Source organism: Syntrophomonas wolfei subsp. methylbutyratica (genome assembly GCF_001570625.1).
Taxonomy (GTDB): Bacteria; Bacillota; Syntrophomonadia; order Syntrophomonadales; family Syntrophomonadaceae; genus Syntrophomonas; species Syntrophomonas methylbutyratica.
In genome coordinates this window covers 135,009-159,852 of the sequence record NZ_BBQT01000006.1, presented here as the reverse complement: position 1 = coordinate 159,852, position 24,844 = coordinate 135,009, and the positions used below count along the sequence as shown (strand labels likewise).

17 protein-coding genes are annotated in these 24,844 nt (G+C 47.1%); 4 read left to right on the top strand and 13 right to left on the bottom strand.

Translation table 11 applies throughout. The features are described from left to right. Nucleotides 1-388: 388 nt before the first annotated feature. The 6 genes from AWB54_RS06955 to AWB54_RS06930 all read right to left on the bottom strand — a co-directional run bounded on the left by AWB54_RS06955 (nt 389) and on the right by AWB54_RS06930 (nt 9,079). Nucleotides 389-1,531: an acyl-CoA dehydrogenase family protein gene (locus tag AWB54_RS06955; protein WP_061213878.1), complete on the bottom strand. Its 1,143-nt coding sequence runs from the start codon at nt 1,529-1,531 to the stop codon at nt 389-391. A gap of 445 nt (nt 1,532-1,976) precedes the next feature. Continuing rightward, nucleotides 1,977-3,188: a thiolase family protein gene (locus AWB54_RS06950; RefSeq protein WP_061213877.1), complete on the bottom strand. Its 1,212-nt coding sequence runs from the start codon at nt 3,186-3,188 to the stop codon at nt 1,977-1,979. Nucleotides 3,189-3,252: 64 nt separating this feature from the next. Next, nucleotides 3,253-4,035, bottom strand: a complete 783-nt coding sequence (locus tag AWB54_RS06945; protein ID WP_061213876.1) for an enoyl-CoA hydratase-related protein — start codon at nt 4,033-4,035, stop codon at nt 3,253-3,255. Nucleotides 4,036-4,466: 431 nt separating this feature from the next. After that, nucleotides 4,467-5,315, bottom strand: a complete 849-nt coding sequence (locus AWB54_RS06940; protein WP_153014678.1) for a 3-hydroxyacyl-CoA dehydrogenase family protein — start codon at nt 5,313-5,315, stop codon at nt 4,467-4,469. A gap of 621 nt (nt 5,316-5,936) precedes the next feature. Next, nucleotides 5,937-8,393 (bottom strand): sigma 54-interacting transcriptional regulator, encoded by a 2,457-nt coding sequence (locus AWB54_RS15285; RefSeq protein WP_160328917.1) that lies wholly within the window; start codon nt 8,391-8,393, stop codon nt 5,937-5,939. 407 nt (nt 8,394-8,800) lie between these two features. Continuing rightward, nucleotides 8,801-9,079 carry a hypothetical protein gene (locus AWB54_RS06930; protein WP_061213875.1) on the bottom strand — a complete coding sequence of 93 codons (279 nt, stop codon included), beginning with the start codon at nt 9,077-9,079 and terminating at the stop codon, nt 8,801-8,803. A 275-nt stretch (nt 9,080-9,354) separates the two neighbouring features. Here AWB54_RS06930 and AWB54_RS06925 point away from each other — a divergent pair, with 275 nt between their 5' ends. Both AWB54_RS06925 and AWB54_RS06920 read left to right on the top strand, forming a co-directional pair. After that, entirely contained in the window at nt 9,355-9,570 is a 216-nt protein-coding gene (locus tag AWB54_RS06925) for a hypothetical protein (RefSeq protein ID WP_061213874.1), read from the top strand. Nucleotides 9,571-9,805: 235 nt separating this feature from the next. After that, complete coding sequence (locus AWB54_RS06920; RefSeq protein WP_061213873.1) at nt 9,806-10,072, top strand: aspartyl-phosphate phosphatase Spo0E family protein; 267 nt, start codon at nt 9,806-9,808, stop codon at nt 10,070-10,072. Nucleotides 10,073-10,123: 51 nt separating this feature from the next. On the opposite strand, the gene AWB54_RS06915 is transcribed toward AWB54_RS06920, so the two are convergent. From AWB54_RS06915 to AWB54_RS06890, 5 genes are all read right to left on the bottom strand, one after another. Beyond that, nucleotides 10,124-10,951, bottom strand: coding sequence for a formate dehydrogenase accessory protein FdhE (locus AWB54_RS06915; protein WP_061213872.1), 828 nt, complete (start codon nt 10,949-10,951; stop codon nt 10,124-10,126). Nucleotides 10,952-11,061: 110 nt separating this feature from the next. Further along, on the bottom strand, nt 11,062-11,751 hold the full coding sequence (locus AWB54_RS06910; protein ID WP_061213871.1) for a formate dehydrogenase subunit gamma: 690 nt from the start codon (nt 11,749-11,751) through the stop codon (nt 11,062-11,064). Beyond that, nucleotides 11,751-12,551, bottom strand: coding sequence for a 4Fe-4S dicluster domain-containing protein (locus tag AWB54_RS06905; RefSeq protein WP_061213870.1), 801 nt, complete (start codon nt 12,549-12,551; stop codon nt 11,751-11,753). Before AWB54_RS06905 ends, AWB54_RS06910 begins: the two co-directional genes overlap by 1 nt. A gap of 2 nt (nt 12,552-12,553) precedes the next feature. Beyond that, nucleotides 12,554-15,760: a formate dehydrogenase-N subunit alpha gene (gene fdnG, locus AWB54_RS06900; protein WP_153014677.1), complete on the bottom strand. Its 3,207-nt coding sequence runs from the start codon at nt 15,758-15,760 to the stop codon at nt 12,554-12,556. Nucleotides 15,761-16,091: 331 nt separating this feature from the next. Beyond that, entirely contained in the window at nt 16,092-18,017 is a 1,926-nt protein-coding gene (locus AWB54_RS06890) for a molybdopterin biosynthesis protein (RefSeq protein WP_061213867.1), read from the bottom strand. Between the two features lie 236 nt (nt 18,018-18,253). On the opposite strand from AWB54_RS06890, the gene AWB54_RS06885 reads away from it, so the two are divergent. Continuing rightward, the gene (locus AWB54_RS06885; protein WP_061213866.1) at nt 18,254-19,465 is read left to right on the top strand and encodes a molybdopterin molybdotransferase MoeA; all 1,212 of its coding nucleotides are present in this window, start codon (nt 18,254-18,256) and stop codon (nt 19,463-19,465) included. A 14-nt stretch (nt 19,466-19,479) separates the two neighbouring features. On the opposite strand, the gene AWB54_RS06880 is transcribed toward AWB54_RS06885, so the two are convergent. Further along, on the bottom strand, nt 19,480-20,256 hold the full coding sequence (locus tag AWB54_RS06880) for a helix-turn-helix domain-containing protein (protein WP_061213865.1): 777 nt from the start codon (nt 20,254-20,256) through the stop codon (nt 19,480-19,482). A gap of 480 nt (nt 20,257-20,736) precedes the next feature. Then, on the bottom strand, nt 20,737-21,825 hold the full coding sequence (locus AWB54_RS06875; protein WP_061213864.1) for a PRK06851 family protein: 1,089 nt from the start codon (nt 21,823-21,825) through the stop codon (nt 20,737-20,739). A gap of 95 nt (nt 21,826-21,920) precedes the next feature. Between AWB54_RS06875 and recJ the strand changes: the two genes are divergently transcribed. Next, nucleotides 21,921-24,839, top strand: a complete 2,919-nt coding sequence (recJ, locus tag AWB54_RS06870) for a single-stranded-DNA-specific exonuclease RecJ (protein ID WP_061213863.1) — start codon at nt 21,921-21,923, stop codon at nt 24,837-24,839. The last annotated feature ends 5 nt before the right edge of the window (nt 24,840-24,844 follow it).

Genomic DNA, 24,844 nt, shown 5'->3' with positions numbered 1-24,844 from the left:
ACAAATTCCCCATACTGCACCAGGTCACCTGATTTAACTACTTTCATGGCTTCTTCGACGGGTAGCAGTTTGCGTTTATATTCCATGCTGTAATCCATCTTAGGGTAATTCCTCCTTACTGGCATATTTCTGAAGGATTCTAGTTTAATATGAAAATATATCATCATAGGGACGGTCCTTCTGATATATATCTGCTATAATAACCTCCCGTAATACCTTTATCTTCATCGGTGGTTGTGTCCTCCACCCTGCGGGTACTCCTGGTGTTCCACCCTGCGGGTGTCACTATTAAGGTTGCGGGCATGGGGGTGGTTAATAAAGCCAGGCTGCAGGCCGGAGCGTAGAATGTTGTTGGCAGGACTGCTCGCGGCCGCAACCCGGAAACTGATTAACCCCTGAGCAGGTCTCCGGCGATTACCAATCTCTGAACCTCGCCGGTTCCTTCGTATATCTGGAATATCTTGGCATCACGGTAGTATTTCTCTACCGGGTAGTCCTTGGTATAGCCATATCCGCCAAATACCTGCACTGCTTCGGTAGCGCAGAATACGGCGGTATCACCGGCGTAGGCTTTGGCCAGGGAGGCGGCTTTGCTGAAACGGGGAACATTCATATCCTGCAGCGAGGAAGCCTCCAGATAGAGCAGGCGGGAGGCTTCAATCCTCATGGCCATATCCGCCAGCTTGAACTGAATGGCCTGGAAGCTGCAGATGGGTTTGCCAAACTGGGTGCGCAATTTGGAATATTCCAGGGAAGCATCCAGACAGGCCTGGGATACGCCGGTGGCCATGGCGGCAATGCTGGCCCGGGAAAGGTCCAGAGTCTTCATTATGATATAGAAGCCCTGTCCTTCGGTGCCCAAAAGATTCTTGGCCGGAACCCGGACATCTTCAAATATTACTTCAGTGGTGTTGGAAGTCCTGATTCCCAGTTTATCTTCGGTTTTGCCTACGGTTATACCGGGGGTATTGCGGTCAACAATAAAGGCGCACATACCTTTGGTACCCATCTTCTTATCCAGGGTGGCCAGTACGGTATAAACACCGGCGGTTCCGCCATTACTGATGAACTGTTTGCTGCCGTTTAGAATATACTCATCGCCGCTTTTGACGCAGCGGGTGGCAATACCGCCGGCATCGGAACCGGCTCCTGGCTCGGTCAAACAGAATGCTGCCAGTTCGCCATCCAGCAGGCGTCCATAAAATTCTTTTTTCTGCTCGTGATTGGCGGCTACCAGGACGGGGTCAGAGGCCAGAAGGGTGCTGGCTACCATGACGGTACCTACGCCGGCATCGCCCCAGCAAATTTCTTCAGCGACAATGTTTTGAGCGGTATGATCGAGGCCTGCTCCGCCATATTCGGCTGGTACTCCGATGGTCATCAGGCCTACTTCATGCATCTTTTTAATGCAGTCTTCGGGATAAATGTGGTTGTTATCCCACTCGGAGGCATAGGGTGCTATCTCATTGGTCGCAAAATCATGGGCCATTTTTTTCATCATTTCTTGTTCTTCATTTAAACGAAAATCCATTATTATTCCTCCCTATGTGAAATTTTTCAACGAAAGCCTTGATTTTATTGCAAAAAGTAATTAATCCGCCGGCTTGTATAAATATACCGCTCGCCGTCTTCGCATGGGCAACACCTGCGGCTTGTCTCGTGGCTCAAGGGGTGCCGCGCTAATCTCCCATCCTGGTCACAACCTTAATAGTGACACCCGTAGGGTGGAACACCAGGAGTACCCGCAGGGTGATAGCGCTCTCGCGACGTCCTGTCGCTCGCCCCCTTTCGCCTGCTCGCCTTCGCCGGTGCAACCTTAATAGTGACATCCGAAGGATGGAACATCAGGAGTACCCGCAGGGTGCTGCATCCATGCTTCGCCAACGCTCGCTTTGTATATTTATGCAACCCTCATGCAACAAAAGGGGTTTTTGCAGTAGAGTCAAAAAGTAATTAATTCGCTTCGTTAGTCGAACCTAGATATCTCTGGTCCAGAGGGAACAGTAAGCCGGTCCGCCGCCTACGCAAAGTGAAGCGCCGCCAACGGTCTTACCCTGTTTTTCCAGCTCATAGTACAGGGAAACGACAATGCGCAGGGCGGTGCATCCTACCGGGTGGCCCAGGCCGATACCGGAACCGTTGGCATTTACTTTGCTCAAGTCCATTTCGATGCCGAATTCCTCTTTTAGCATGCGGCCTACACCGATAAACTGAGGAGCAAAGGCTTCGTTGATTTCCCAGTATTCCACATCTTCATATTTCATTCCCGCTTCTTTGAGGCATTTGGGAATGGCTACCGCCGGACCCAGTCCCATTACTTCGGGGGCCACGCCTTCACCACAGATATTTATCAGTTTCATCAAGGGCTTTACCCCTAACTCCAGGGCTTTGGCCTTGGACATGATGATAACGGCAGCGGCGGCATCATTGAGACCGGAAGCGTTGGCGGCAGTTACCACTCCGCCCTTTCTGAAAGCTGAAGGCAATTTGGCCATGGCTTCCAGGTTGGCATCGGGAATCATATGCTCGTCTTTGTCATAGATTTTGACACCCTTTTTGGACTTCAGTTCTACCGGGACTATTTCTCGCTGGAAGGTTCCGTCTTGAGTAGCACGGGTGGCACGTTGATGGCTAGTCAGGGCCAGCTGGTCACATTCTTCACGGGTAATGCCGTATTTCTCGGCAATATTTTCTGCGGTTACGCCCATGTGGCCGGGAACCAGGCGATCTATCAGCCCGTCATGGAGCATGGCATCTTCGATGCTGCCTGGTCCCATGCGATAACCCATCCGGGCTTTGGGAATCATATACGGGGCATTGGTCATGCTTTCCACCCCTACTACCAGGGCAACATCGGTCTTGCCCAATTGAATATGGTTAAGGGCAATATCCAGAGCCCGCATGCCGGAAGCGCAGTTCTGGTTTACATTACAGGCATTGCTTCTTACCGGGAGCCCGGCGGCCATTCCTACCTGGCGGGCAGGGAGAGAACCTTGCATATGGGGGTAAACTTCGCCCATTACGATTTCGTCAATTATATCAGGCTGGATTCCGGCTCTTTTTATAGCCTCTTTGGCTACGATAATGCCCAGATCTATGGCCTGTACATCCTTAAGACTGCCCAAAAATTTCGCTATAGGCGTTCTGCACGCACTTACAATTACCACGTCCTGTATTTCCTTCATCATGTTTTAAAACCTCCCCAATATAATTTTAGTCATTTAAGCTTGAGGGAGAATTGGTCCCCCCTATTTATTTACCTTTGAATACGGGTTTTCTCTTTTCCAGGAATGCTCCCATACCTTCTTTTTGATCAGCGGTGGAGCAGCACATGCCAAACATATCGGACTCTATGCCCATAGCGGTATCAAGGTCGGTTTGCAGGCCTTTGCCGATGGCATATTTGGCAAAACCTACCGCCAGAGTTCCCTTGGATGCAATCCGGGCGGCCATTTTCTTGGCGGCTTCCATCAGTTCGTCCACCGGATAGACATGATTAACCAGGCCGATGCGATAAGCTTCGGCGGCATTAATGGTGTCGGCGGTGCAGGTTAATTCCTTGGCTCGTCCCTCGCCGATCAAACGGGGCAGCCGCTGGGTGCCGCCGAACCCGGGGATAACCCCCAGCCCGACTTCCGGCTGGGCAAACAAAGCGTTTTCCGCTGCCAGCCTGATATCACAGGCCATAGCCAGTTCGCAGCCTCCCCCCAGGGCAAATCCCTTGATGGCGGCAATAAACGGCTTTTCTATTAGCTCTATCATGCGCATGGTTTTTTCGCCATAGTCGGAGAATTCGCGTCCCTCTGAGGCGGACAAGGGCTGCATATAAGCGATATCAGCACCAGCCACAAAGGCTTTGTCACCGCTGCCGGTTACAATGACCACTTTTATGGCCTGGTCTGCGGCAATATCCTCCAGGGCCTTTCTCATTTCGCTCAGAGTGTCTTTGTTGAGAGCGTTGAGGGCCTTGGGACGGTTAATAGTGAGTATTGCCAGGTAGTCTTGCTTTTCTAAGATGATGTTTTCATAGCTCATTTCTTTTCCCCCTCCGTTAGGGTTCTAATTTTCGGAAAGTCATAAATGTAATTTTGATTCTACCGCAAAAATTTGTTAATATTCATTGGCTTGTATAAATATACCGCTCCAGCGTCCTTAATAGCGACCGAAGGGAGCATCAGTTGTGCCCGACAGGGCGCTTCGCATGGGTAACACCTGCGGCTTGTCTCGCGGCTCAAGGGGTACCGCGCTAACCTCTCGTCCATGGGAGATAGCGCTCTCGCGACGTCCTGTCGCTCGCCCCCTTTCGCTTGCTCGTCTTCGCCGGGTGTTGCATCCATGCTTTGCCAACGCTCGCTTTGTATATTTATGCAACCCTTATGCAACAAAAGGGGTTTTTGCAGCAAAGTCACTTAATATTTTTACAACATGGCACAATAAGTGCTTTTGTTGTAGGGTCATACTTATTCCTAATAATTGAAGAAGCCTTTCTTGGTCTTCATTCCCAGCCAACCGGCGCGTACATATTGTTTGAGCAGGCCGGAAGGACGATATTTGGGATCTCCGGTTTCATCATAGAGGGTATTCATTACCGCCAGGGCGATATCGCCGCCAACCAGATCACAGAGGGTAAGCGGACCCATGGGCCATCCTGCGCCTAATTTCATGGCGGTGTCGATGTCTTCGGCAGTGGCCAGTCCTTCATAGAGGATGAAGCAGCCTTCATTGATGGTGGGAACCAGGATGCGGTTAACCACAAAGCCGGGTCCTTCTTTTACCTTTACTGGTTTTTTGCCGATTTCTACGGAAAGGTCAATTACCGTTTGCACAGTTTCTTCTGAGGTCTGCAAGGCGGGAATAACTTCAACCAGTTTCATAACGTTGGCCGGATTGAAGAAATGCATACCTACGACTTTGTCCGCTCTCTTGGTAATTGCGGCGATTTCGGTAATGGAAAGGGAAGAAGTATTGGTGGCAATTATTACTTCGGGAGCCAGCAGGGCATCCAGTTTGGTATAGATGTCTTTCTTGACCTCCATATTTTCAAAAACTGCTTCAATAACGAAGTCTACATCTTTTAGATCATCAAAATTTACTGTTCCGGTGATGTTGCCTACTACAGTATCCTTGGTGCCAGGAGCAGCTTTTCCTCTTTCTTCTGCTTTGGCCAGGCTTTTTTCAATAGCAGCGATGGCTCTATCAACAAATTCCTGTTTAATATCATAGAGTACGACCTTTTTACCGACTGCCGCCAGCGCCCAGGCGATACCCTGGCCCATGGTTCCTGCGCCGAGCATGGCAATTTTGTTAATAGCCATTTTGGTAACCTCCTTAATTAAAAATCATCTTTAGCTCGCAACTAATCCCGAGATTAATCTTTCACCCCCTTGCTCGCGAAATATCTACACATTCTGCCTTTCCGGCAGCGAAATGGTCCTTGATTTCTCTTTATATACAAAGCAAGAATGATGCCAAGTATTTGAAAAGAGAAAACAACAGGGCAAAAAGGCGGTATTTCGCACTTTTAAAAATTGCCGCCATTTTTTTAAGGGAGTATATTTTTTTGTTTTTCATATCAAAATAGGGTGCAAATAAGAGGTGGAAATGCTTGTAATGGGCTAGAATGCAGCATTAGGCGGAAAATTCCCAAATTAATATGCTGGGAGCAGGGGGGCAATATTTGATGCTGCTTATATGCGGAACTCGCAAACGCTAATACGGCATGATGCGGCTTACAGGGCGGTAAAAAGCGCTGCCGGTTTTAACCCCCTCAAAATAGGAGGACATGGGCTGGTATTAATATTCATTGGCATGTATAAATATCCTGATCAGCAACCTTAAAAGCGACCGCAGGGAGCATCAGTTGTGCCCGAGGGCGCTTCACACGGGCAACACCTGCGGCTTGTCTCGCGGCTCAAGGGGTACTGCGCTAATCTATCTTACAGCTCATCCAGGCCGTATTTGCTTATTTTTCGGTAAAGCGCCGAAGTGTAAATACCCAGTACTTTGGCGGCCTGCATTTTGTTGCCGTTGGTTTTTTCCAGCGCTTGAATAATCAGCTGTTTTTCCAGTTGTTCAATGGCGTCCGGCAGGGTGGAGGGATTCGGCTCATCCCGGAAATAGGCGTTTTCCACCATAAGAGGGAAGTGCTTTATGGTGATACTGTTTTCCCGGTTCATATCCGCCAGGTTCAGGGCTCTCTCCAGCAGATTCTCTAATTCCCGTACATTGCCGGGCCAGGCGTAATTTTGCATAAGTTCAATGGTTTTATAGGAAATCTTATTGATTTTGGTACCTAATTTTTTGTTAATCTTTTTTATCAGATTTTTAGCCAGGAGGGGAATATCATCGCTGCGTTCTCTAAGCGGGGGTATGTCCAAGCGGACTACATTCAAGCGATAATAAAGGTCCTGGCGGAATTTATTATTGGCTACCAATTCTTCCAGGTCACGGTTGGTAGCGGCTATAACCCGCACATCTATATAAATGGGCCGGGTTCCGCCGATCCTTTCCACCATTCGGTCCTGTAATACGGTTAATAGCCTGGTTTGCATGTTTAAGGGCATATCGCCTATTTCATCCAGGAAAATGGTACCACCCATGGCCAGTTCAAATTTGCCGGGTTTTCCCCCTTTCCGGGCTCCGGTAAAAGCTCCTTCTTCATAGCCAAACAACTCGGACTCCAGGAGACTATCGGGCAAGGCGGCACAATTTATCATGACAAAGGGATAGCTGCTCCGGTCACTGGAGTTATGAATAGCATGGGCAAAAAGTTCCTTGCCGGTTCCGCTTTCGCCGGTTATTAGCAAGGTGGAAACACTATGGGATACTTGTTCAGCTACGGATTTAACCTTTAAAAAGGCGGGTGATTGTCCGATTAAATCTTTAAATTGCCATTTGGCCTGGTAGCCCTGCCGTAGTTCTTCTCTATATATATTAAGTTCTTTTTTGGTTTCCTGTAATTTGTTCATGAGGATTTTGGCACCGGAAATATCCATAAACAGGCTCCGGGCAATAGCGCCGATTATTTCCCCATCTTTGATAATAGGCAACCGGGTCACTATGGTGTCTTGCCCGTTGATGCTATAGATATCGGCCAGATCTATCTGTCTGGTTTTAAGTACTTCCGGCAAGAGGGAAGTGGGGGTTATTTTGCTGATATGTTTTCCCACTACCTCGCTTTTTTCCATACCCAGTGCATCCAGGTAAGTCTGATTGATGGAGGTGATGATGCCATCCTTGTCCACTATGACATAAACCATATAAGGACATTCAATCAAGGCTTCGGAGATAGCCCGGAACTCCTTCTCCGTTTCCTGCAAGCGGTGCATTAAAATCCTGGCCCCGGACATATCCAGAAAAAGACTCTTGGCAATGGCGCCGATAATTTTATCATCCTTTATAATAGGCAGGCGGGTTACGATAGTATCGCGACCGTTAATGGGCCAGATGTCAGCTTTGTCTATGCGCCCCGTATTCAGAATTTCGGGCAGTTTGGATTCGGGGATTATTTCCAGAATGTGCTTTCCTACCACTTGCTCCCGCTCCAAAGCTAAAGCATCCAGATAGGTTTTGTTCATATTGGTGATAAAACCATCCTTGTCCACGATAACATAGACCATGTAAGGGCTTTCAATCAAGGCTTCGAATAGAGCCTGAAATTCTTGCTGGGTTTCCTGCAGCTTTTGCAGCATCATTTTGGCTCCGGACACATCCAGGAAAAGACTTTTAGCAATGGCACCAATAATTTTGCCGTTCTTAATGATGGGCAGGCGGGTGACAATGGTATCACGCCCGTTAACACTCCAAATATCGGCTTCGTGTATACGCCCGCTCTGCAGAACTTCCGGCAGGCGGGATTCGGGTATTATATCAAGAATATAACGGCCTATAACCTCTTTTTTTTCCATACCCAGGGCATCCAGACAGGTTTGGTTCATCAGAGTGATAAGCCCTTCTTTGTTTACGGCTACATAGACCAAATATGGGTTTTCGATCAAAGCTTCAGAGAAGGCTTGGAATTCTTCTTCAGTTTCCTGTAATCTTTGCATCAATATCCTGGCTCCGGACATGTCCAGAAAAAAACTCTGCCCCAGTGCGCCTACGATTTCGCCGTCTTTTATCAGGGGAAAACGAGTTACGACGGTGTCATTGCCATTAATGGGCCAGATGTCAGCCTTGTCAATTCTTCCGGTTTGCAGTATTTCAGGGAGTTCTGAGTGTGGCAGCACCTCCAAGACATGTTTCCCGATGGCTTGCTCCTTTTTTAGACCCAGCAAGTCCAGGAATGTTTCATTCATCAATGTAATGTATCCGTCTTTATTAACGGTGACCAGAGCCATGTAGGGGCTTTCCACCAGGGCTCCGTTAATAGCTTCAAGATTTATTTCCAGCACTTTGAATAGGCCTCCTTTTTTGCAGCAATCATGATTGACTCCCCTGCGAAAACCCCTTTTGTTGCATAAGGGTTGCATAAATATACAAAGCGAGCGTTGGCGAAGCATGGTTGCAACGCCCGGCGAAGGCGAGCAGGCGAAAGGGGGCGAGCGACAGGACGTCGCGAGAGCGCTATACGACCATGGATGGGAGGTTAGCGTGTACCCCTTGAGCCGCGAGACAAGCCGCAGGTGTTGCCCATGCGAAGACTGCGAGCGGTATATTTATACAAGCCAATGAATATTAATAACTTTTTGCAGTAGAATCATGATTAAGTATATATACAATTATACATGTTTTGTGTCTTTTGTATTAAAGCGAGTCAGCATAGAATCAGGGGTGAGTTAAAGGAAGACTATTACTCTGCTTATTCATTCTTTATTTTTTTCATCGATTTGCCCAGGGAGCGGATCAAATCAACCGCCGCTTCGGGTGGAATATCATAACGGACTGCCTCTTCAATAACCTTTTCCCACTGCTGCAATTGCGGTGAATAGGACAGGCCATCAGGGGCGCGTTTATTATCTGGCTCAAGGTAGCCGGCTGCAGCCAGCAGATCTTGGATGGCAATATCGTTCCAGGCGACTTCGGCCAATCTTTTAATTATGGTTGCACTGGGGGCGTTATCCACCAAACCGCGCAACAAGCGTGATATATATCCCGGGTCAACTCCTGCTTGATTTCCATAACGGTTAATTGATCTATTGCCTTTGGCCAGAGCCAGTAAATGAGCAAAACCTTCTTTGTCGAAAACCAGCGTAATTCCCTCCTAGTATTTCTATTAGTTTACCTGAAATATTGCCTACAGACAATTATATTGTGCCATATTATGCTAAAAGATGCCATAAATGGTTGACCATTGTCTGATTACATGATAAACTGGATTAAATGTTGCTGGTAAACAATAATGGGGCTGTGGCTATGAAGGCAAACCTTTCTGCATTGCAACAACTGGCAAAAACTAAGAACTGGACTACTCCAGAACTTGCCCGCCGCTTAAAGGTAGATTACTCCTACTTATTTCGGATAATGCGAGGGGAAAAACGGGGAGGAGCCAAGTTATGGAGTGGGATTTATTTCTTGTGCAAAAAAGAGGGGTTATCAATTGAAGATTATATTTTCCTGGATGAGGAATAATCCTTCTACCAGGCTGCCAGGCAAATTTATTTTATAAAAAACGCGGAATTCTTAAAAACCTTATGCACGGTACTCTGGATAATCAAATATAAATCAACTTAAGTATTCAGGTTGAGTGCCGGGTGGAAAGCAAATCAGGGGGGCTTGAATAGTGGGATATACATCGGATTTATATTAACTCCTCTGCCTTAACATCTCACATTTCCTACTATATTGCGAGGGGAGTGCAAAGGGAATGGCAGCACCATGCGCAGGAAAAGGTAACAATATTGCCGGGGAGGATAATAGGGAGCTTATTGAGTGGATAGAGTTATTGCGAAGGCGTCTGGAAACGCTTGCAGTATTGCGGCAGAATTATACTGATCCTGAGGTTTTGGCGACCAGTCAGGCTTTGGATGAAGCTCTAAATGAGTTTTATTACCGGAGTGAGGCGGAGGGTGCTCAAAGGGTTCAATCGCAAGTTTGGCAGGTGAAAAAGGCTCAAAAATCGGCTATTGGCTGAATTCTGAGCCATATAATTATTTAATTAACCACACAGATTTAAATCAACTATCTATTCATCGTGGCTGGTGTAGCCTTTTTCCTGGGCCAGGAGATCAAGGTAAATGGTTTCTATATTAGCAATGAAAAGATCAACCATATCCCCGCCGGGACGCTCATCAAAGGTTTTGAGGTATCCTTTGCAGTTGTCGCAGAGATATAATTTATAGGCTTCATCGTTTTCAACATTCAAATAACGGATATCACCCGGCCGGTCATGGCCGCAGTGTACACAAAAGAGATACCTGACCTTCCATTCAGAAAAACAGCGATCACAAAACATGAAACGCTGCCCGTTTTCTGATTGCAACCTGCTAAAATGCGATTTGCTGCCGCAAACCGGGCAGGTGGAGGAGAAATCCCAGTAGAAGCGCTCGCCGGTCAAATCATTGCGGTAAGGTTCGGCAAATATACGCAAAAACGGACGCAGAGCATGGTCTGCCACAAAGAAAAATAATTCCCCGGGGATAGCGGCCGTTTCCGCGGCTTTTTCTATTTCTGTTGTTTGCATGGCGATAAAGGAAGATATAATGTTCTCGAAATTGACTTTATCCAGGTTGTTTTTAATAAGAGCAAGTTGGGGGCCAATTTCCGGACGGGTGGAATTTAAGAAGTCCAGTAGGCGCTCAAATACTTCACGGTAAGTATCGGCTTCAATATGGGGATTAACTTGTAGAATTAAGGGTTTTTTAGTTTCATCCAGCATTCTTAAAATATCTAGCTGTGACGGTGCATAGACAGTTCTCAACTTTATTAGCTCTTCATTCTCCCAGCTTTCCAGGCTTTTAAAAAAATCCACATATCCATCAGGCAGGGTAACCGGTACTTTATGTTCAAACAATTTAATCACCTCTAACATCTATTATCGTTTATACAGTATGCCCTAAAAGACGGGGCAAGTAAAGCAAAAAGGGGGAGAAAACTCCCCCTTTTAGTATAAAGCGTAAACTCTTATTCGGTCTTATCTTGATCTTTATCGCCGTAGGCTTCCTCATACCAGATAGCATGATGATGCTGAGCCCAGTCGGCTCTGACCGTGCCTTTCCACATACCCCAGAAGGATTCGCCTGAACCGGGGTGGAAGGAGCCGAGATAACCGTGCATGCAGACCATGAAAGTGGCGAGAACCATGGCGATGTCATGGGTCCAATAAGCCACTCTTACCAGTCCGCCTGGGAATATGGCCGGGAACCACATGATATAGCCGCTCAGTACCAGCAACATAACACTGGTGGGGGTCAACATGGAGTTGCCCTTCTCACCGCCGTTGAAGCGGGTCTGGGGCGGCATTTTTACCGGGAATCCCAGGAACTCCAGGGGGAACTTCATGACAAAGATAATATCATTCTTCCCAAAGCGTAAGAGATCCTTAATCCATTCGATAACGCCCTTAAAGCCAAAGACTCCGCCAATTACAATTACTATGGTCATACCGACCGCTGCTATTCTGTGCACTAATCCGGCTCCGGCATAGCCGCCAAATATGGCTGCCAGCCAATTAACTCCGTCCAGGAAAAGAACCAGACCGGTAAATAGACAGAGCAGGAAGGTTACCGTGTGTCCCCAATGGGAGAAACGGGCCAGGAAGTTAAACCTTTCCACTCTGGGGACATCAGCTCTATATTCGGGTATCAGTGCCATTATTCATGCCCCCCTTCGCCATGTGCACCATGTTTATTGGCTAAAATCCTGGTGGTTATAAAACTGGTGGCGGAACCAGCCAGGGCCAGAGGAATCAGCCAGCCAAAATAGGGCTGAATCCAATCCTGCCAAAATACGGTATTGCCGGATACTTTGGGGTTTACAGGTAAATCAAATTTGTCCGGTGTATCGGTTAGAACATAAAGTTTGTTCAGGCCTCCCAGTTCCAATTTACCGTAAATGGTGGCATTGGGAAAGCCATTGACTCTCAGGAATTTTACTCTCTCTTCCGCTACCTGCAGCAACTCGTCCCGGGGTCCGAAGGTTAAGGCGCCGGTTGGGCAGGTGCGGGCACAGGCCGGGGTAAGTCCAGCTTCCACCCGGTCAACGCAGAGAGTGCACTTGGTAATCTTATCCTCTCTCTCGCGGTATTTAGGGACCTCAAAGGGACAGGCATAGGTGCAGTACTGGCAGCCAATGCATTTGTCCGGGTCATGGAAGGTTGCTCCCCATTCGGTTTTGGAATAAGCCTGCCGCGGGCAGACCTTCATGCATGCGGGATCGAAACAGTGCATACACTGGTATTTGAGAAAATTCCACTGTACACCATCAACCGGATCCTCGTATTCCATAAATTTAACAATGGTGAAGGTGTCACCATTGGTGTCTTTATGGGTCTGGTAGTTGCCTTTAAATGGTTCAATTACTGCCGGAAGCTGGTTCCAGTCCTTACAAGCTACCTGGCAACCGCGACATGCTGTACATTTGCTAACATCATAAAGATTTGTTAAATTAGCCATCCTTAAGCCCTCCTTATGTCGCATAGCCATGCTTTGTATTCCGGAATCATGGTATTGGCATCACCAATATGCGGCGTCAGACGGTTGGCCGGATCGCCGGTGGCATAGCCTTTGAAACCGTAATGCCATAAGAGTCCGATTTCATGAACTGTTTTTCCGTTTACAATAAAGGGCTTGAAACGTTTGGTAACACAAGCAACAGCCTCAATATCACCACGAGTGGTGGAAATAACCACTTTGTGACCATTCTTTATACCTTTTTCTTTGGCCAGTTGTTCACTCAATTCCACCATCATGTCCGGCATAAGCTCTGCCAGCCAGGGCAGGTTGCGGGTTAAGGCTCCGGTTTGCCAGTGCTCGACCACCCGGTAGGTGGTTCCTATAATAGGATACTTATCAGTGGTGCCTTGTTTGTCCGGTTCCCAAATCTTGGTGGCCGGGTTCAGGTTCTGTTTGTTCATAATATTTTCGGTCGGGCTTTCCCAGGGCTCATAGTGCTCGGGGAAGGGGCCGTCCTTCATAGCGCTCTTGGGTGCGAACAAGCAGCCTTTTAGCTCGGGACGCATGATAAAGGGACCGGTGAAGGCCGGTTTATCAGGACTGGTAGGCTTGAGGAAGTCAGGTACATCATCGCCTACCCAGCTGCCCAGGGCCTCGGGTTTCTTCGGATCCGCAGGAATGGTTGGATCCCAACGAATCAGCTGGCGCTCTTCATCGCCAGGCCAGGGAGTCATTCCATCCGGCTGAACCGAGCAGCGATTATAAACTATACGACGGTTCATCGGCCAGGCCCAGGCCCAGTTGGAATACAGGCCCAGTCCGGTCTTCGAATTGTCTTTATTGTCGCGGTTCTGGGTCTTGTAAATAATCTTGCCGTCTTTATAAGTCATAGCACCGCAGTAAACCCAGCAGCCACAGGCAGTTGAGCCATCATCGCTCAACTTGGCAAAGCCTTCCACCGGTGTGCCGTCAGCTACATTGTAGCCGCAAAGTTCCAGGGCCACCTTCATGATATCGTCATGACCGTGCTCGTCATCATAGTTCCAGTCCAGGTTGACAATAGGTTCGTCCTGGGGTTTGGTACTGCCGGCATAGAGCTTCTTGATTCTCTTGCCCAGCTCGTTGTATATCCAGAGGTCGGCTTTGGATTCGCCCACCGGGTCGGCGCCTTTCCAGCGGAATTGTACCCAACGACCGGTCTGGGCGGCGGTACCTTCTTTTTCATAGACAGCAGCTGCCGGCAGGAAAAATACTTCCGTTTGAATATCGGCTGGAGTATAGGTGGGTACATCGGGATTTTTTACTGTTCTTTCCCAGCCCTGGTAGGTCCAATAATCAGCGGTTTCATTCAACCACAGGTCAACGGAAACCATCCATTTCAATTTGGTTAAGGCTTCCTGCTCCTTGTTGGCATTAGGACCGCCGACCACCGGGTTGGTGCCGTTTACAAACAGGCCGTCAATCTCGCCCCGGTGCATGGCTTCAAAAAGGGCGATATGGGAGTAGTTTTTATTTCCGTCCCGTTTGGGCAAATAGTGATAGCCAAAATCATTATCCAGTGTAGCGGCTTTGCCCCACCAGGCTTTCAAGAGACTGATCACCCATTTGGAGGTATTAATCTTGAAACCGGAATTGGGGAATCCCGCCTTAACCAGAGCTCTGAACTCTTCTAAATTGGTAAAAGGCAACTTGGCGGCGCCAGGGGTTTGAGCCCTGATAAAAGAAAGCAGATCCTTATTGGCGGCATTACTAATAGGTGAATCAATATAGCCCGGGATAATGTGGAAAAGCAGGGCCATATCGGTAGCACCCTGAACATTATTCTCACCGCGCAGGGCGTTGACTCCGCCACCAGGTCTTCCCATATTACCCAGCAATAGCTGAACCATAGCAAAGGAGCGGACATTCTGACTGCCTACGGTATGCTGGGTAATACCCATGGCATACATTATAGTACCGGTCTTGTCCGGAGCGCCGGTAGCACAGAAGGTTTTTAGAACTTCCAGGTATTTGTTTTTGGGAGTTCCGGTTATTTTGCAGACAGTTTCAATATCATAGCGCTCGTAGTGTTTCTTCATTAATTGAAAAACACAACGGGGATCTTGCAGGCTTAAATCCTTAAGAGGAAGACCGGCTTCATCCACCTGGTAATCCCAGCTGCTTACGTCATATTTCCGTTTTTCCGCATCATATCCGGTAAATAAACCATCTTCAAAACCGTACTCTTCTTTTACCAGAAAAGCGGCATTAGTATAATTCACCACATAATCTTTGTGGTAGAGCTCGTTATCAATGATGTACTTTATCATTCCGCCCAGAAAAGCGATATCGGTACCTGATCTCATGGGACAATAGATGTCCGAGCGAGCCGAGGTACGGGTGAAGCGGGGATCCACATGAATTATCTTGGCTCCCCGGTTTTCTCTGGCCTTTAAAAGCCACCTCATGCTGATGGGATGGTTTTCGGCGGCATTGCTGCCCATAATCAGGGCACAATCGGTATTCTTCAGGTCTACTATATGGTTAGTCATTACTCCACGTCCAAATGATGGTCCCAAACCTGCGACCGTAGAGGAGTGTCAGATACGGGCCTGGGTTTCCAGATAAACCAAACCCAGCGCACGCATCATTTTTGACAAGATATAGCATTCCTCGTTGTCCAGACCGGAGCCACCGATGGAAGCGATTCTTTCCGTGCGGTTGACGATTATTTCATTGCCATCTTCTAATTTTTCCTTGTGGATAAAACTGCTGTCACGGGTTTCTTTAACTCTCTCAGCAATTCTAGCTAACATCCAATCCCAATCTTTTTCTTCCCACTTGTCACTACCGGGAGCCCGGTATAAAGGTTTTTGCACTCTCTTGGGGTTAATCATTTGTTCCCCGGTTCTTTCGTCATAGATTTCCCGGAGGTTAAACATTGCAGCACCCTTGGAACAAGCTCCCCCCTGGTTAATCGGGTTGTCCGGGTCACCATGCACACTGAGTAATTTTACAAATTTCCCGTTGGCGTCCCGTTCAGCGTAAATTACCAGGCCACATCCTGAGGCACAGTAAGGGCAAACCGTAGGTGTCGGGGTTACATTTTTAATTCTCAGCTCTTTTGCTGCTGATGCTGTTGCTTGCAGGTCGAAACCCAGGTCAACTAATGCAAAACCAGCAGCTGTAGCCCCGGTTACCTTTAGGAATTGCCTGCGGGTAACCTTCATAGAAACCACACTCTCCTTTCCCCACTTATTAAATTTTCTTGCTGTAAAGATTATAGCACCTTGGACAAAATATAGACACCCTGAATAAATGTATAAATCTATATTTTTAACCACCAAATATAGATTATATACATAAAATTAAGGCAGCAATGACAATAGATATCAATTCAGGGTTAAAATATATATAATTTTCCCCCCTCCTTTTTTATTACTTTGGCCGAACCTGAGATGACGCAGAATATTCAACCATCTTCCAAATTATATTTCGACATAAAAATCCAGTTTCCCTGCAAATTAATACATTATCCAATAGTATTATAATAAGTAATGATTAAAATTGATTATTATAATGTATTATCTGACCTGAATCCTCCAGATTATATCCTCCGAAATCGCTGACTTGTTGGCGAAATTCTGGCGAATTAATGGTATTAAGAAGCAAGTCTAGTTCCCGTTCTCCTATTAAATCGGGGAGAATGCAGAGGTCAAAACGTTCTTCGCTTAAGGGAATAAAATCCAAATCCAGGACCCGAGCACTGGCATAAATCCCCATGCCGGTGTCACAGGCATCGTTTTTAACTGCAGCGGCTACCGCTAAATGAGTATATTCCTCACGGTTATAACCGTTTATGGCCTCGTTATTAATTCCTTCGCGAGCCAATAGGTAGTCAAAAAGTATCCGGGTGCCGGCTCCTTTTTGCCGGTTAATATAACGAACATCACTCCGTAACAGATCTTGTAATCCCAATATTTGCAGGGGGTTGCCCTTTTTTATAATTAATCCTTGCTGGCGTTTGACCAGGTTAAGCAAAATCCAGCTCTCCCGGGGGAGGTACTTTTTCAGGTAACTCCGGTTATATTCACCGTTTTTTGCATCCAGCAGGTGAATACCGGCAAAATGGGTTTCTTGCCGGCGCAGGGCCATTATACCTCCCATGCTGCCAACATTGCTGGAAACCAGGCGTATAGCATATTGTTTCTGGAGTAGATTACCAAGGATATCAATGGTCATATCATGGCTGCCTATAGCAATAAGGCTATGATCAACCTTTTCACGGGGACGCAGCAAAGATACCGGGCAAGATTCTCCTGCCTGCAATCCTTCATTACCCCTCTCGATGCAAATGACTCCGTCAGCTTTAACCAGGATGCTGCTAATGCCGGCACCGCGGTTTAGCGGGTAAGCCATATATTTGTCCTTGATGCGTGCCAGGTTTACATATATATACTCATCCACTCCCATGGATGATGCTATCTTTCTGGATACATGAGCCTGAACCTTATCTGCATCTGGCAGTACCAATCCCTGTTTTTTAAAAACAACAGGGCGGGCGAAGAGCTGGAAAATCAATTGAGCAGATACCGGATAACCAGGTACACCGATAACCGGTTTACCATCAATAATCCCCAGAATGGCTGGTTTTCCCGGGCGGGTAGCCACTCCATGTATCAGAACCTGGCCGAACTCTTCTATAATAGTAGAAGTATAATCTTCACGACCGGCGGAAGAACCGGAACAAATTACCAGTATATCAGCATTATCCTTGGTTTTCCTTACAGCCTGTCTCAATAAGTCGGGGTCGTCCACTACAATGTCATGACGCAAGGGAATAGCCCCCCATTCTTCACAGAATGCGGAAAGCATACGGCTGTTCGACTCTACGATTTTACCTGCTTCCATATCATCAGAGGCTCTTTCTTCCAGTTCGGTACCAGTAGGAATAATTGCTACCCGCGGTTTTTTTACCACCGGTATCTTTTCTACTCCAGCAGTATGGATGGATGCTAATTCGTAAGGTCCTATTCTGGTAAAAACAGGGACCATCATGTCATGGGTTACCAGGTCTTCACCTACGGAACGAATATGCTGCCAGGGTACGGCGGGTTTAATTATCTGGGCATAGCCGTCCAAAAAGTTAACCTCTTCTATCATTATTACAGCATCAAATTGGCGAGGAACATAGTTTCCGGTATCCACTTCGACATAATCCTGATACTTTTTTAAACTAACGGGATTAACTTCGTTGGCGGCAAAGGTACTGGAAGCCTTTACGGCAATCCCATCCATGGCGGAGGCTACATAATGAGGTGAAGATCTATGGGCGTATATGGCCTGACTGGTAATACGGCCATGACTGGAGAGCACATCGACTTCTTCGCTCTCGATTTTAAAGTAATTTTCTTGCTCCAGCGCCTGTAAAAACTTCTGCAAGGCCTGTTCGCGAGGTATGTTTTCAATATAGATTTTCCGCTGCATAGTTCTATCTCCTTTATCTAATCCCGGCTTCTGACTGCCTTATTACTTTTGATTATTTTACCCCAGCAACGGTATTTAGACAAAATATTTAACCCTGGCTTTTATTAGGTTATTTTTACCAGGGATTAGAATCATATTAGTATGTTTGACGGCAAAATTCGGTAAAGTATAATAGAATAAGATTATTACGGAATTTTGTTGGGATTTTTAGCTAGCATAGCAGATGAGGTGAAAGAGTGGCTGAATTTTTAAAAGTAGTTAGTTTTCAGGAAGCCCGGCAAAAAATCATAGAAGGCTTTCCCCGGCAAGGGAAGGAAAGGGTTTATTTAACGGAAGCACAGCGGCGGGTTCTCGCCAGCGATGTGAAGAGCCCGGAGGATTTGCCTGCTTTTCACCGTACAGTAGTTGATGGTTATGCGGTTCTGGCTGAGGATACTTTCGGCAGCAGTGAATCACTGCCGGCCTATTTGGACTATGTGGGAGAAGTAAAGATGGGGCAAGAGGCCGGGTTAAGCTTACAAAAGGGACAGTGTTGCTGGATTCCTACCGGGGGAATGCTTCCAGCGGGAAGCAATGCAGCCGTAATGGTTGAATATACGGAAAAGCTGGGAGAGGATACGGTTCTGGTTTACCGGCCGGTGGGACCTTGGGAAAACATAATGCAAAAAGGCGAAGATATAAAAAAGGAAGAAGTTATTTTTTCCGAGGGTAGCTTTTTACGGGCACAGGATATCGGTTTGCTTGCTTCCCTGGGGATTAGTAAATTATTGGTATTTAAGCCCTGGAGGGTAGGGTTAATTTCCACCGGGGACGAAATCGTTCCCATTGAAGAGACCCCTTCCACCGGCAAAGTAAGGGATGTTAACTCACATGCACTGGCAGCAGCTATCAGGGACTGTGGCGCGATTCCCCATAATTATCCTCTGGTTATGGATGATTTTAAGGTTTTTAAAAATGCGGTGGAATTAGGGCTGAGGGAGAATGATTTGCTGATTATGTCAGGAGGAAGCTCGGTAGGTCTAATGGATGTAACCCTGGATGTCCTCTTATCTTTTCCCGGGGCGGAAATGCTTTTCCATGGCATTGCGGTTAAACCAGGTAAACCCACCCTGGCTGTTAAGATAGGGGATAAGATGGTCATTGGACTTCCCGGGCACCCGGTTTCAGCCTTGATGATGTTTCATATTATATGTGCACCTGCTTTAAGCCCTTATCCACCTTTAAGTATTGATGCATGTTTAGAGCTTAATCTATCATCACAGGCAGGTCGGGATGACTTTGTTCCGGTAGAACTGCGGGAAGAGAAGGGGGAAAAGCTGGCCCTTCCGTTGCTAGGCAAATCGGGTTTGATGAATATCCTATCCCGGGCCAGCGGTTTTATCCATATTCCCTATGAAAAGCAAGGCCTGGTCAAGGGCGAAAATACAAGGGTTTATCTTTTTATGTAAAGTTTTTGACAGGCTCATTTCGGTTTCCATAAAACTTTGCCCAGGATAATGTATTCTTCCTGTTCGCAGATCTGTGCCGGGTAGGCGTTATTGTCGCAGAGCAGGATAATTTTATCCTCATAACGGTTCAACCGTTTAACAGCAGCAGGACTTTGTTCATAGAGAACCACTGCCAGGTCATTATTGTCCACTTGAGCTTGTCTTTTGACCAGAACAATGCTTTGATTCTTGATAGTAGGCTCCATAAAATCCCCGTTGACTCTCAAGTAGAAGTAGTTGGAAATATCCTGGCCATAAATCTGCATAACCGTAGTATTTACCGGCCAGTAGTCCTCAATAAATTCCTGGTTGGCTTCAGAACGGGCGGATACTATTCTATTGTAAACAGCAACTACTCCGGCTCTAAGCGCAGCTTGCCAGTTAGGAGCTTTGTTGTTAGCTGATATCTTGTTTGATTGTGCTGCTGTCTGAGTCAATGAATCAATATAATAGGGAAGGGAATCCTCATCGTCCTTTCTTTCTTCATTCCGTATTTCCAGCAATTCATTAACAACTCGATGGCTTTCCAGTGCTTCTTCCGGCGGCAAATGGGGGAAAGCGGTTCCCAGGAGCAGTCCGGGTGTTACATCAAAAAAAGCCGCCAGTTTATGCAGGTGCTCCAGGTCAATACGAAGTTTCCCTCTTTCGTAAAGCCGTATAACCGATTCGCTTATACCCACCTTCTTACTTAGTTGTATTTCACTTAATTCCTTTTCCAAGCGCAAGTATTGCAGGCGTTCCTTGAATTTCATGGCATAATCGCTCCCCAGGACATTTTAAAGAATATATTACTAGTTTGGCCAGATCTTTTCAAGGATATTGGACGGAAGTCGGAAGTCGGAAGACGGAAGACGGAAGGCGGAGGACGGAAGACGGAGGGCGGAAGTTTGAAGTAACAACTGGTGAAAAGTGAATTAGTAGATGATTGAATAGTAAGATAAAATGGGAGAAAATCTAAAGTTGGTTCTACTGCAAAAACCCCTTTTTGTTGCATAAGGGTTGCATAAATATGCAAAGCGAGCGTTGGCGAAGCATGGATGCAACACCCGGCGAAGACGAGCAGGCGAAAGGGGGCGAGCGACAGGATGTCGCGAGAGCGCCACCTCCTATGGACGGGAGATTGGCGCGGCACCCCTTGAGCCGCGAGACGAGCCGTTGGTGTTGCTCATGCGTAGACTGCGAGCGGAATATTTATGCAAGCAAATGCATAATTATTACTTTTTGCAGCGGAATCAAAGTTCTGCCATAAGTTGCTGCAGCAGCTCTGTCCTTAAGTTTTCCAGGGCCGTAAAATCCATGGCGGGGATATAAAAGGATTCCAATTCATCATGAAATTGCTTGGCCTTACGAATAAATTCTACTGCTCCCTGCAGAGATTCATCAAAGCGATTACGGGCGGAGAATACTCTTCCGGCATGTGGGTCTATAAGTGATTTATGAATAAGCTCGTCAAAATCCAACAGGCGTTTCGGTTTAGCGGAGATTTTGTCTCCGTAATTTATAATATAGGAAGAAAAATCGAGCAAGGCGGTTTTTTGTTCAGGCAGAATGATAAGATCGATTTCTTGAGGTTCGAAGGGGCTGTGGTAGACTTCCCCATAATATTGCTGCAATTTCAGCATATAAGCGACATGCTTCAATAATTCCTTGCTACCACTGCCCGGGCTGCCCTTAAGGGCGTATAATGAATAATCATGGTCAACCAGGCTTTCTATCCGGGTTACCGGTCCTGCCGGGGTGATGGCTGCTGCGAATAGATGCCGTAGTTCATAAGGTGAAACAGAACAGTCCTGTAAAATTTCCTGGCTCAAGGCTAAAATATTGCGCTTAACCGCTGCCGGGTCCCGGGCTTCTTTATAATAAGACTGCCATTCTTCATAGGCGGCTGCAGCTTCCTGTAAGCGCAGGTAAGCTCGGGAAAAACAGCGGGAAATTTCCTGACCAAGCTTTATCACTTCATTCTTATGTTCTTTAATAATCCGGCTGTCCCAGAAATCGCCCAGATTCAGTATTTCGTCCATTGCTCCCGGAAAAAGTGGATCAACCACATGTGGCGCAGTACCATCGAGGATGCATATCTTCTGCCCGATTACTATCCCGTCAAGGGATTGGTTATCCGAAGAACAGCAGTGGTATTCCATATCCAAACCATGGGAAGAGAATGCCTCAGCAATTTTCTCCATAAAAGTGGACTTCCCTACTCCGGGGCCACCTTTTAAGATTATTTTCCGTTCGCCTTCAGGCCAGAGCATATATTGGTAGAAAGAGTAGAAGCCGCGACAGCTGTTAGCACCTGGATACATATGTCTAAGCTTGGTCAATTAGAGCACCCCCTGTTGCTTTTTCACTTCTTCTACCAATAAATATATGTGTTTTTGTTTATCTGACCCCCGTAATAATATGGAAATGCTGAACTGTGGCAAATGTTCTGTTCCAGCAAAGATATGGTAGAATAAAAAACATGAAACCCTGGGTTTATCTGGATAAGATTGGAGAAGGGTATGGAGAATTAGTGAGAATAAAACGAGGAGAAATGATGAGAAGTTGGATAAATGGGAAATATGATGAAACAATAGTGGAAAAAATAGCCGGGGAAATGGGGATTTCCCACTTGCTGGCAAAAATATTGGTGAAGCGGGGGATGGGCGGAACTGAGGAGGCCAGCCGGTTTTTGTATGGGAAGCTGGAGGATTTGAGTGACCCCTTCCAGCTTAAAGATATGGATTTGGCAGTGGCCAGGATAGAGCAGGCCATAGCGGCGGGCGAAAGGATAGTGGTCTATGGGGACTATGATGTTGATGGAGTATGCAGTATTGTTATACTGCTGGAATGCCTGCAGCTGCTGGGAGCCAATTGTAGTTATTATGTCCCTGACCGCTTCTTAGAGGGCTATGGTTTGAACGGTGATGCCATAGAAAAGCTGGCCAGTGAAGGCTGCCAGCTATTGATAACTGTGGATTGCGGTATATCATCGCTGGCGGAAGGCCAGCTGGCTGGTAAATTGGGAATGGATCTTATTATAACCGATCACCATACACCGCTGGATGAGCTTCCTCTAGCCTTGGCTATAATCAACCCCAAGCTGGGGGGAGGAGCAGGGAGCAGTGACCTGGCGGGGGCAGGGGTGGCCTTTAAGCTGGCAGCAGCCCTTTGCCAGCAAAAGATTGAGCAGGAAGAGCTCTACAAGTGGTTGGAGCTGGTAGCTCTGGCTACAGTAGCGGATATTGTCCCGCTGCGGGGTGACAACCGGATAATGGTTAAGTATGGCTTGAAAAAGATTGAGCAGACAAGCCGCAAAGGCTTGCGGGCTTTACTGCGGGAAACAGCCCTGGAAGGCAAGACCCTCAGAACCTGGCACATAGCATTTGTCTTGGGTCCACGATTGAATTCAGCCGGGAGGCTTAATAGCGCCAGAAATAGCATTGAATTGCTTCTGGCCCGGGACGAAGAAAGGGCCGCTTCGATGGCGGCTTTTTTATGCCGGGTTAATGAAGAGAGAAAAAGAATTGAGGGGACGATATTTCAGGAAGCAATGGCAGAAATCGAACAGAATATTGACCTGGAGAAGGAAGCAATACTCTTATTGGGTGGGGAAAACTGGCATGACGGGGTTATTGGCATAGTGGCCTCACGCCTCAGTGAACACTATCGGCGGCCTTGTATTTTAATTTCCTGGGAGGGCGATTGCGGAAAGGGATCCGCCCGCAGTATAGCGGGGATTGATATATTTGCGGCCCTTGATTACGCTGCTTGCTTTTTGCAGCAATTCGGGGGGCACAAAATGGCGGCCGGTTTAAGGATGGAGCGCAGGAATTTTTCTGCTTTTAAAGAAAAAATTCTGGAATGGGCGGCAGCTCAAGAGCTTTCCTCGCTTAAACCTTCTGAGCGAAAGATAGATGCTGAAATCAAGCCGGTTGACATAAATGAGGCCTTGCTCCAAGAACTGGAGCTTTTGCAGCCTTGTGGAGAAGGTAATCCGGTACCGCTGTTCTTGTTGCGCCGGGTAGCTATTAACTCGGCTGTTCTGATAGGCAAAGGGCGGGAACATTTCAAGCTCAAAACGGAACCGGATGATTTAGAGGGTATAGCTTTCAACCAGGCGCAATATATGGATTTACCATGGCGAAATTCCTGTCAGGATCTGCTCTTTGAATTGGCGGAAAATGAATATCAGGGCCAGAAAAGGATACAGCTCAAAGTGAAAGATATGAAATGCAGCTTTATGCCGGACAGGGTCGGCACAGTCCAGAACAAGCTGCAAAGGGCTGCAGAGCTATTGACCGCTAGTATGGAGGAATTGAAAGAGGGCAGGCCCGTTCTTTTTATTTATCCTACATCCCGGATACTAAAGCGCAGCCGGGTTGTTTTGGAGAATTATTTTCATAGGAGCGCTTTACAAGCGTTGCACGGTTTGATGAATACCGGCGAGAGACGGGAGACGGAAAATATGTTCAGGCAGGGAAGGCCGCGAATCTATCTGATGACCCGGGCATATTGCCGGTATTATTTAAGACGAAACACCTTCCCCCAAAACCTCCGCCTTGTTCTGGAGTTATGGGCAGGGAAGATGAAGGAACTGGAATATGATCAAGAACTTCGGCAGGAAGCCTTATATCCCCCGACGGCAGAACTCTGCTGGCAGAGAACAGAGCGGGTGGCGGACTCCCCTTCCCCTACCTGGATATATACCAATCGAAAAAGGACGGTGGAGAGCTTAAGACGGCGATGGCCTCAGGCCGTTGTTCAAACCGGAATAAGGGAGCTTGAAGAGCTGCGAAGTTTATATCAATCAGGTCTTAAGGCCGGAGCCTCCGTATTCTTATCGGACGGGGTATTTGCCGGCATATTTCCCCAAAAACGGCTTAACGCAAGGCTGTTTTTTGCCGATGTACCTTTTAGTATTTATGAAGCTTTTTCCGTCCGGGGGCAAATGGCTGCCGACAGTGAGGAGCCGGTGCTAGCTTTGTTTGATAGCCAGGGTATAAAAAGCAATTGGGATTATTTAAATCAGGCCTATCCTGATTTACCTGAAGTTAAAGCCTGGTTCCGCCAGTTGATTGAATTGCGGCAGAATCCAATTATTCTCGACTTGAACAACTGGTCGGCAGCGGCGAAAAAATTTTCCCGGTTAAAACTACTGTCGGTTCTGCTCACATTGAGCGATCTGGACTTGTGCCGTTGGCGAAAAGAAGGTAGTATTATTGAAATAAAGCTGCTGAAACCGGACAGCTCTACAATAAACCTTGCTAATTCCCCATATTATCTGGAAGGACAGGCGGAAAAAAAGCACTATCAAAACCTGGTAAGCCAAATCGAGAAATCTCTAAAATGGTGATGAAT

Bases quoted from the DNA above. Each gene is read 5' to 3' on its own strand.
- AWB54_RS06880 (WP_061213865.1), bottom strand. From the start codon at position 20,256: ATGAAATTCAAGGAACGCCTGCAATACTTGCGCTTGGAAAAGGAATTA.
- AWB54_RS06950 (WP_061213877.1), bottom strand. From the start codon at position 3,188: ATGATGAAGGAAATACAGGACGTGGTAATTGTAAGTGCGTGCAGAACG.
- AWB54_RS06920 (WP_061213873.1), top strand. From the start codon at position 9,806: ATGGCAGCACCATGCGCAGGAAAAGGTAACAATATTGCCGGGGAGGAT.
- AWB54_RS06945 (WP_061213876.1), bottom strand. From the start codon at position 4,035: ATGAGCTATGAAAACATCATCTTAGAAAAGCAAGACTACCTGGCAATA.
- AWB54_RS06905 (WP_061213870.1), bottom strand. From the start codon at position 12,551: ATGGCTAATTTAACAAATCTTTATGATGTTAGCAAATGTACAGCATGT.
- AWB54_RS06910 (WP_061213871.1), bottom strand. From the start codon at position 11,751: ATGGCACTGATACCCGAATATAGAGCTGATGTCCCCAGAGTGGAAAGG.
- AWB54_RS06925 (WP_061213874.1), top strand. From the start codon at position 9,355: ATGAAGGCAAACCTTTCTGCATTGCAACAACTGGCAAAAACTAAGAAC.
- AWB54_RS06955 (WP_061213878.1), bottom strand. From the start codon at position 1,531: ATGGATTTTCGTTTAAATGAAGAACAAGAAATGATGAAAAAAATGGCC.
- AWB54_RS06890 (WP_061213867.1), bottom strand. From the start codon at position 18,017: ATGCAGCGGAAAATCTATATTGAAAACATACCTCGCGAACAGGCCTTG.
- AWB54_RS06940 (WP_153014678.1), bottom strand. From the start codon at position 5,315: ATGGCTATTAACAAAATTGCCATGCTCGGCGCAGGAACCATGGGCCAG.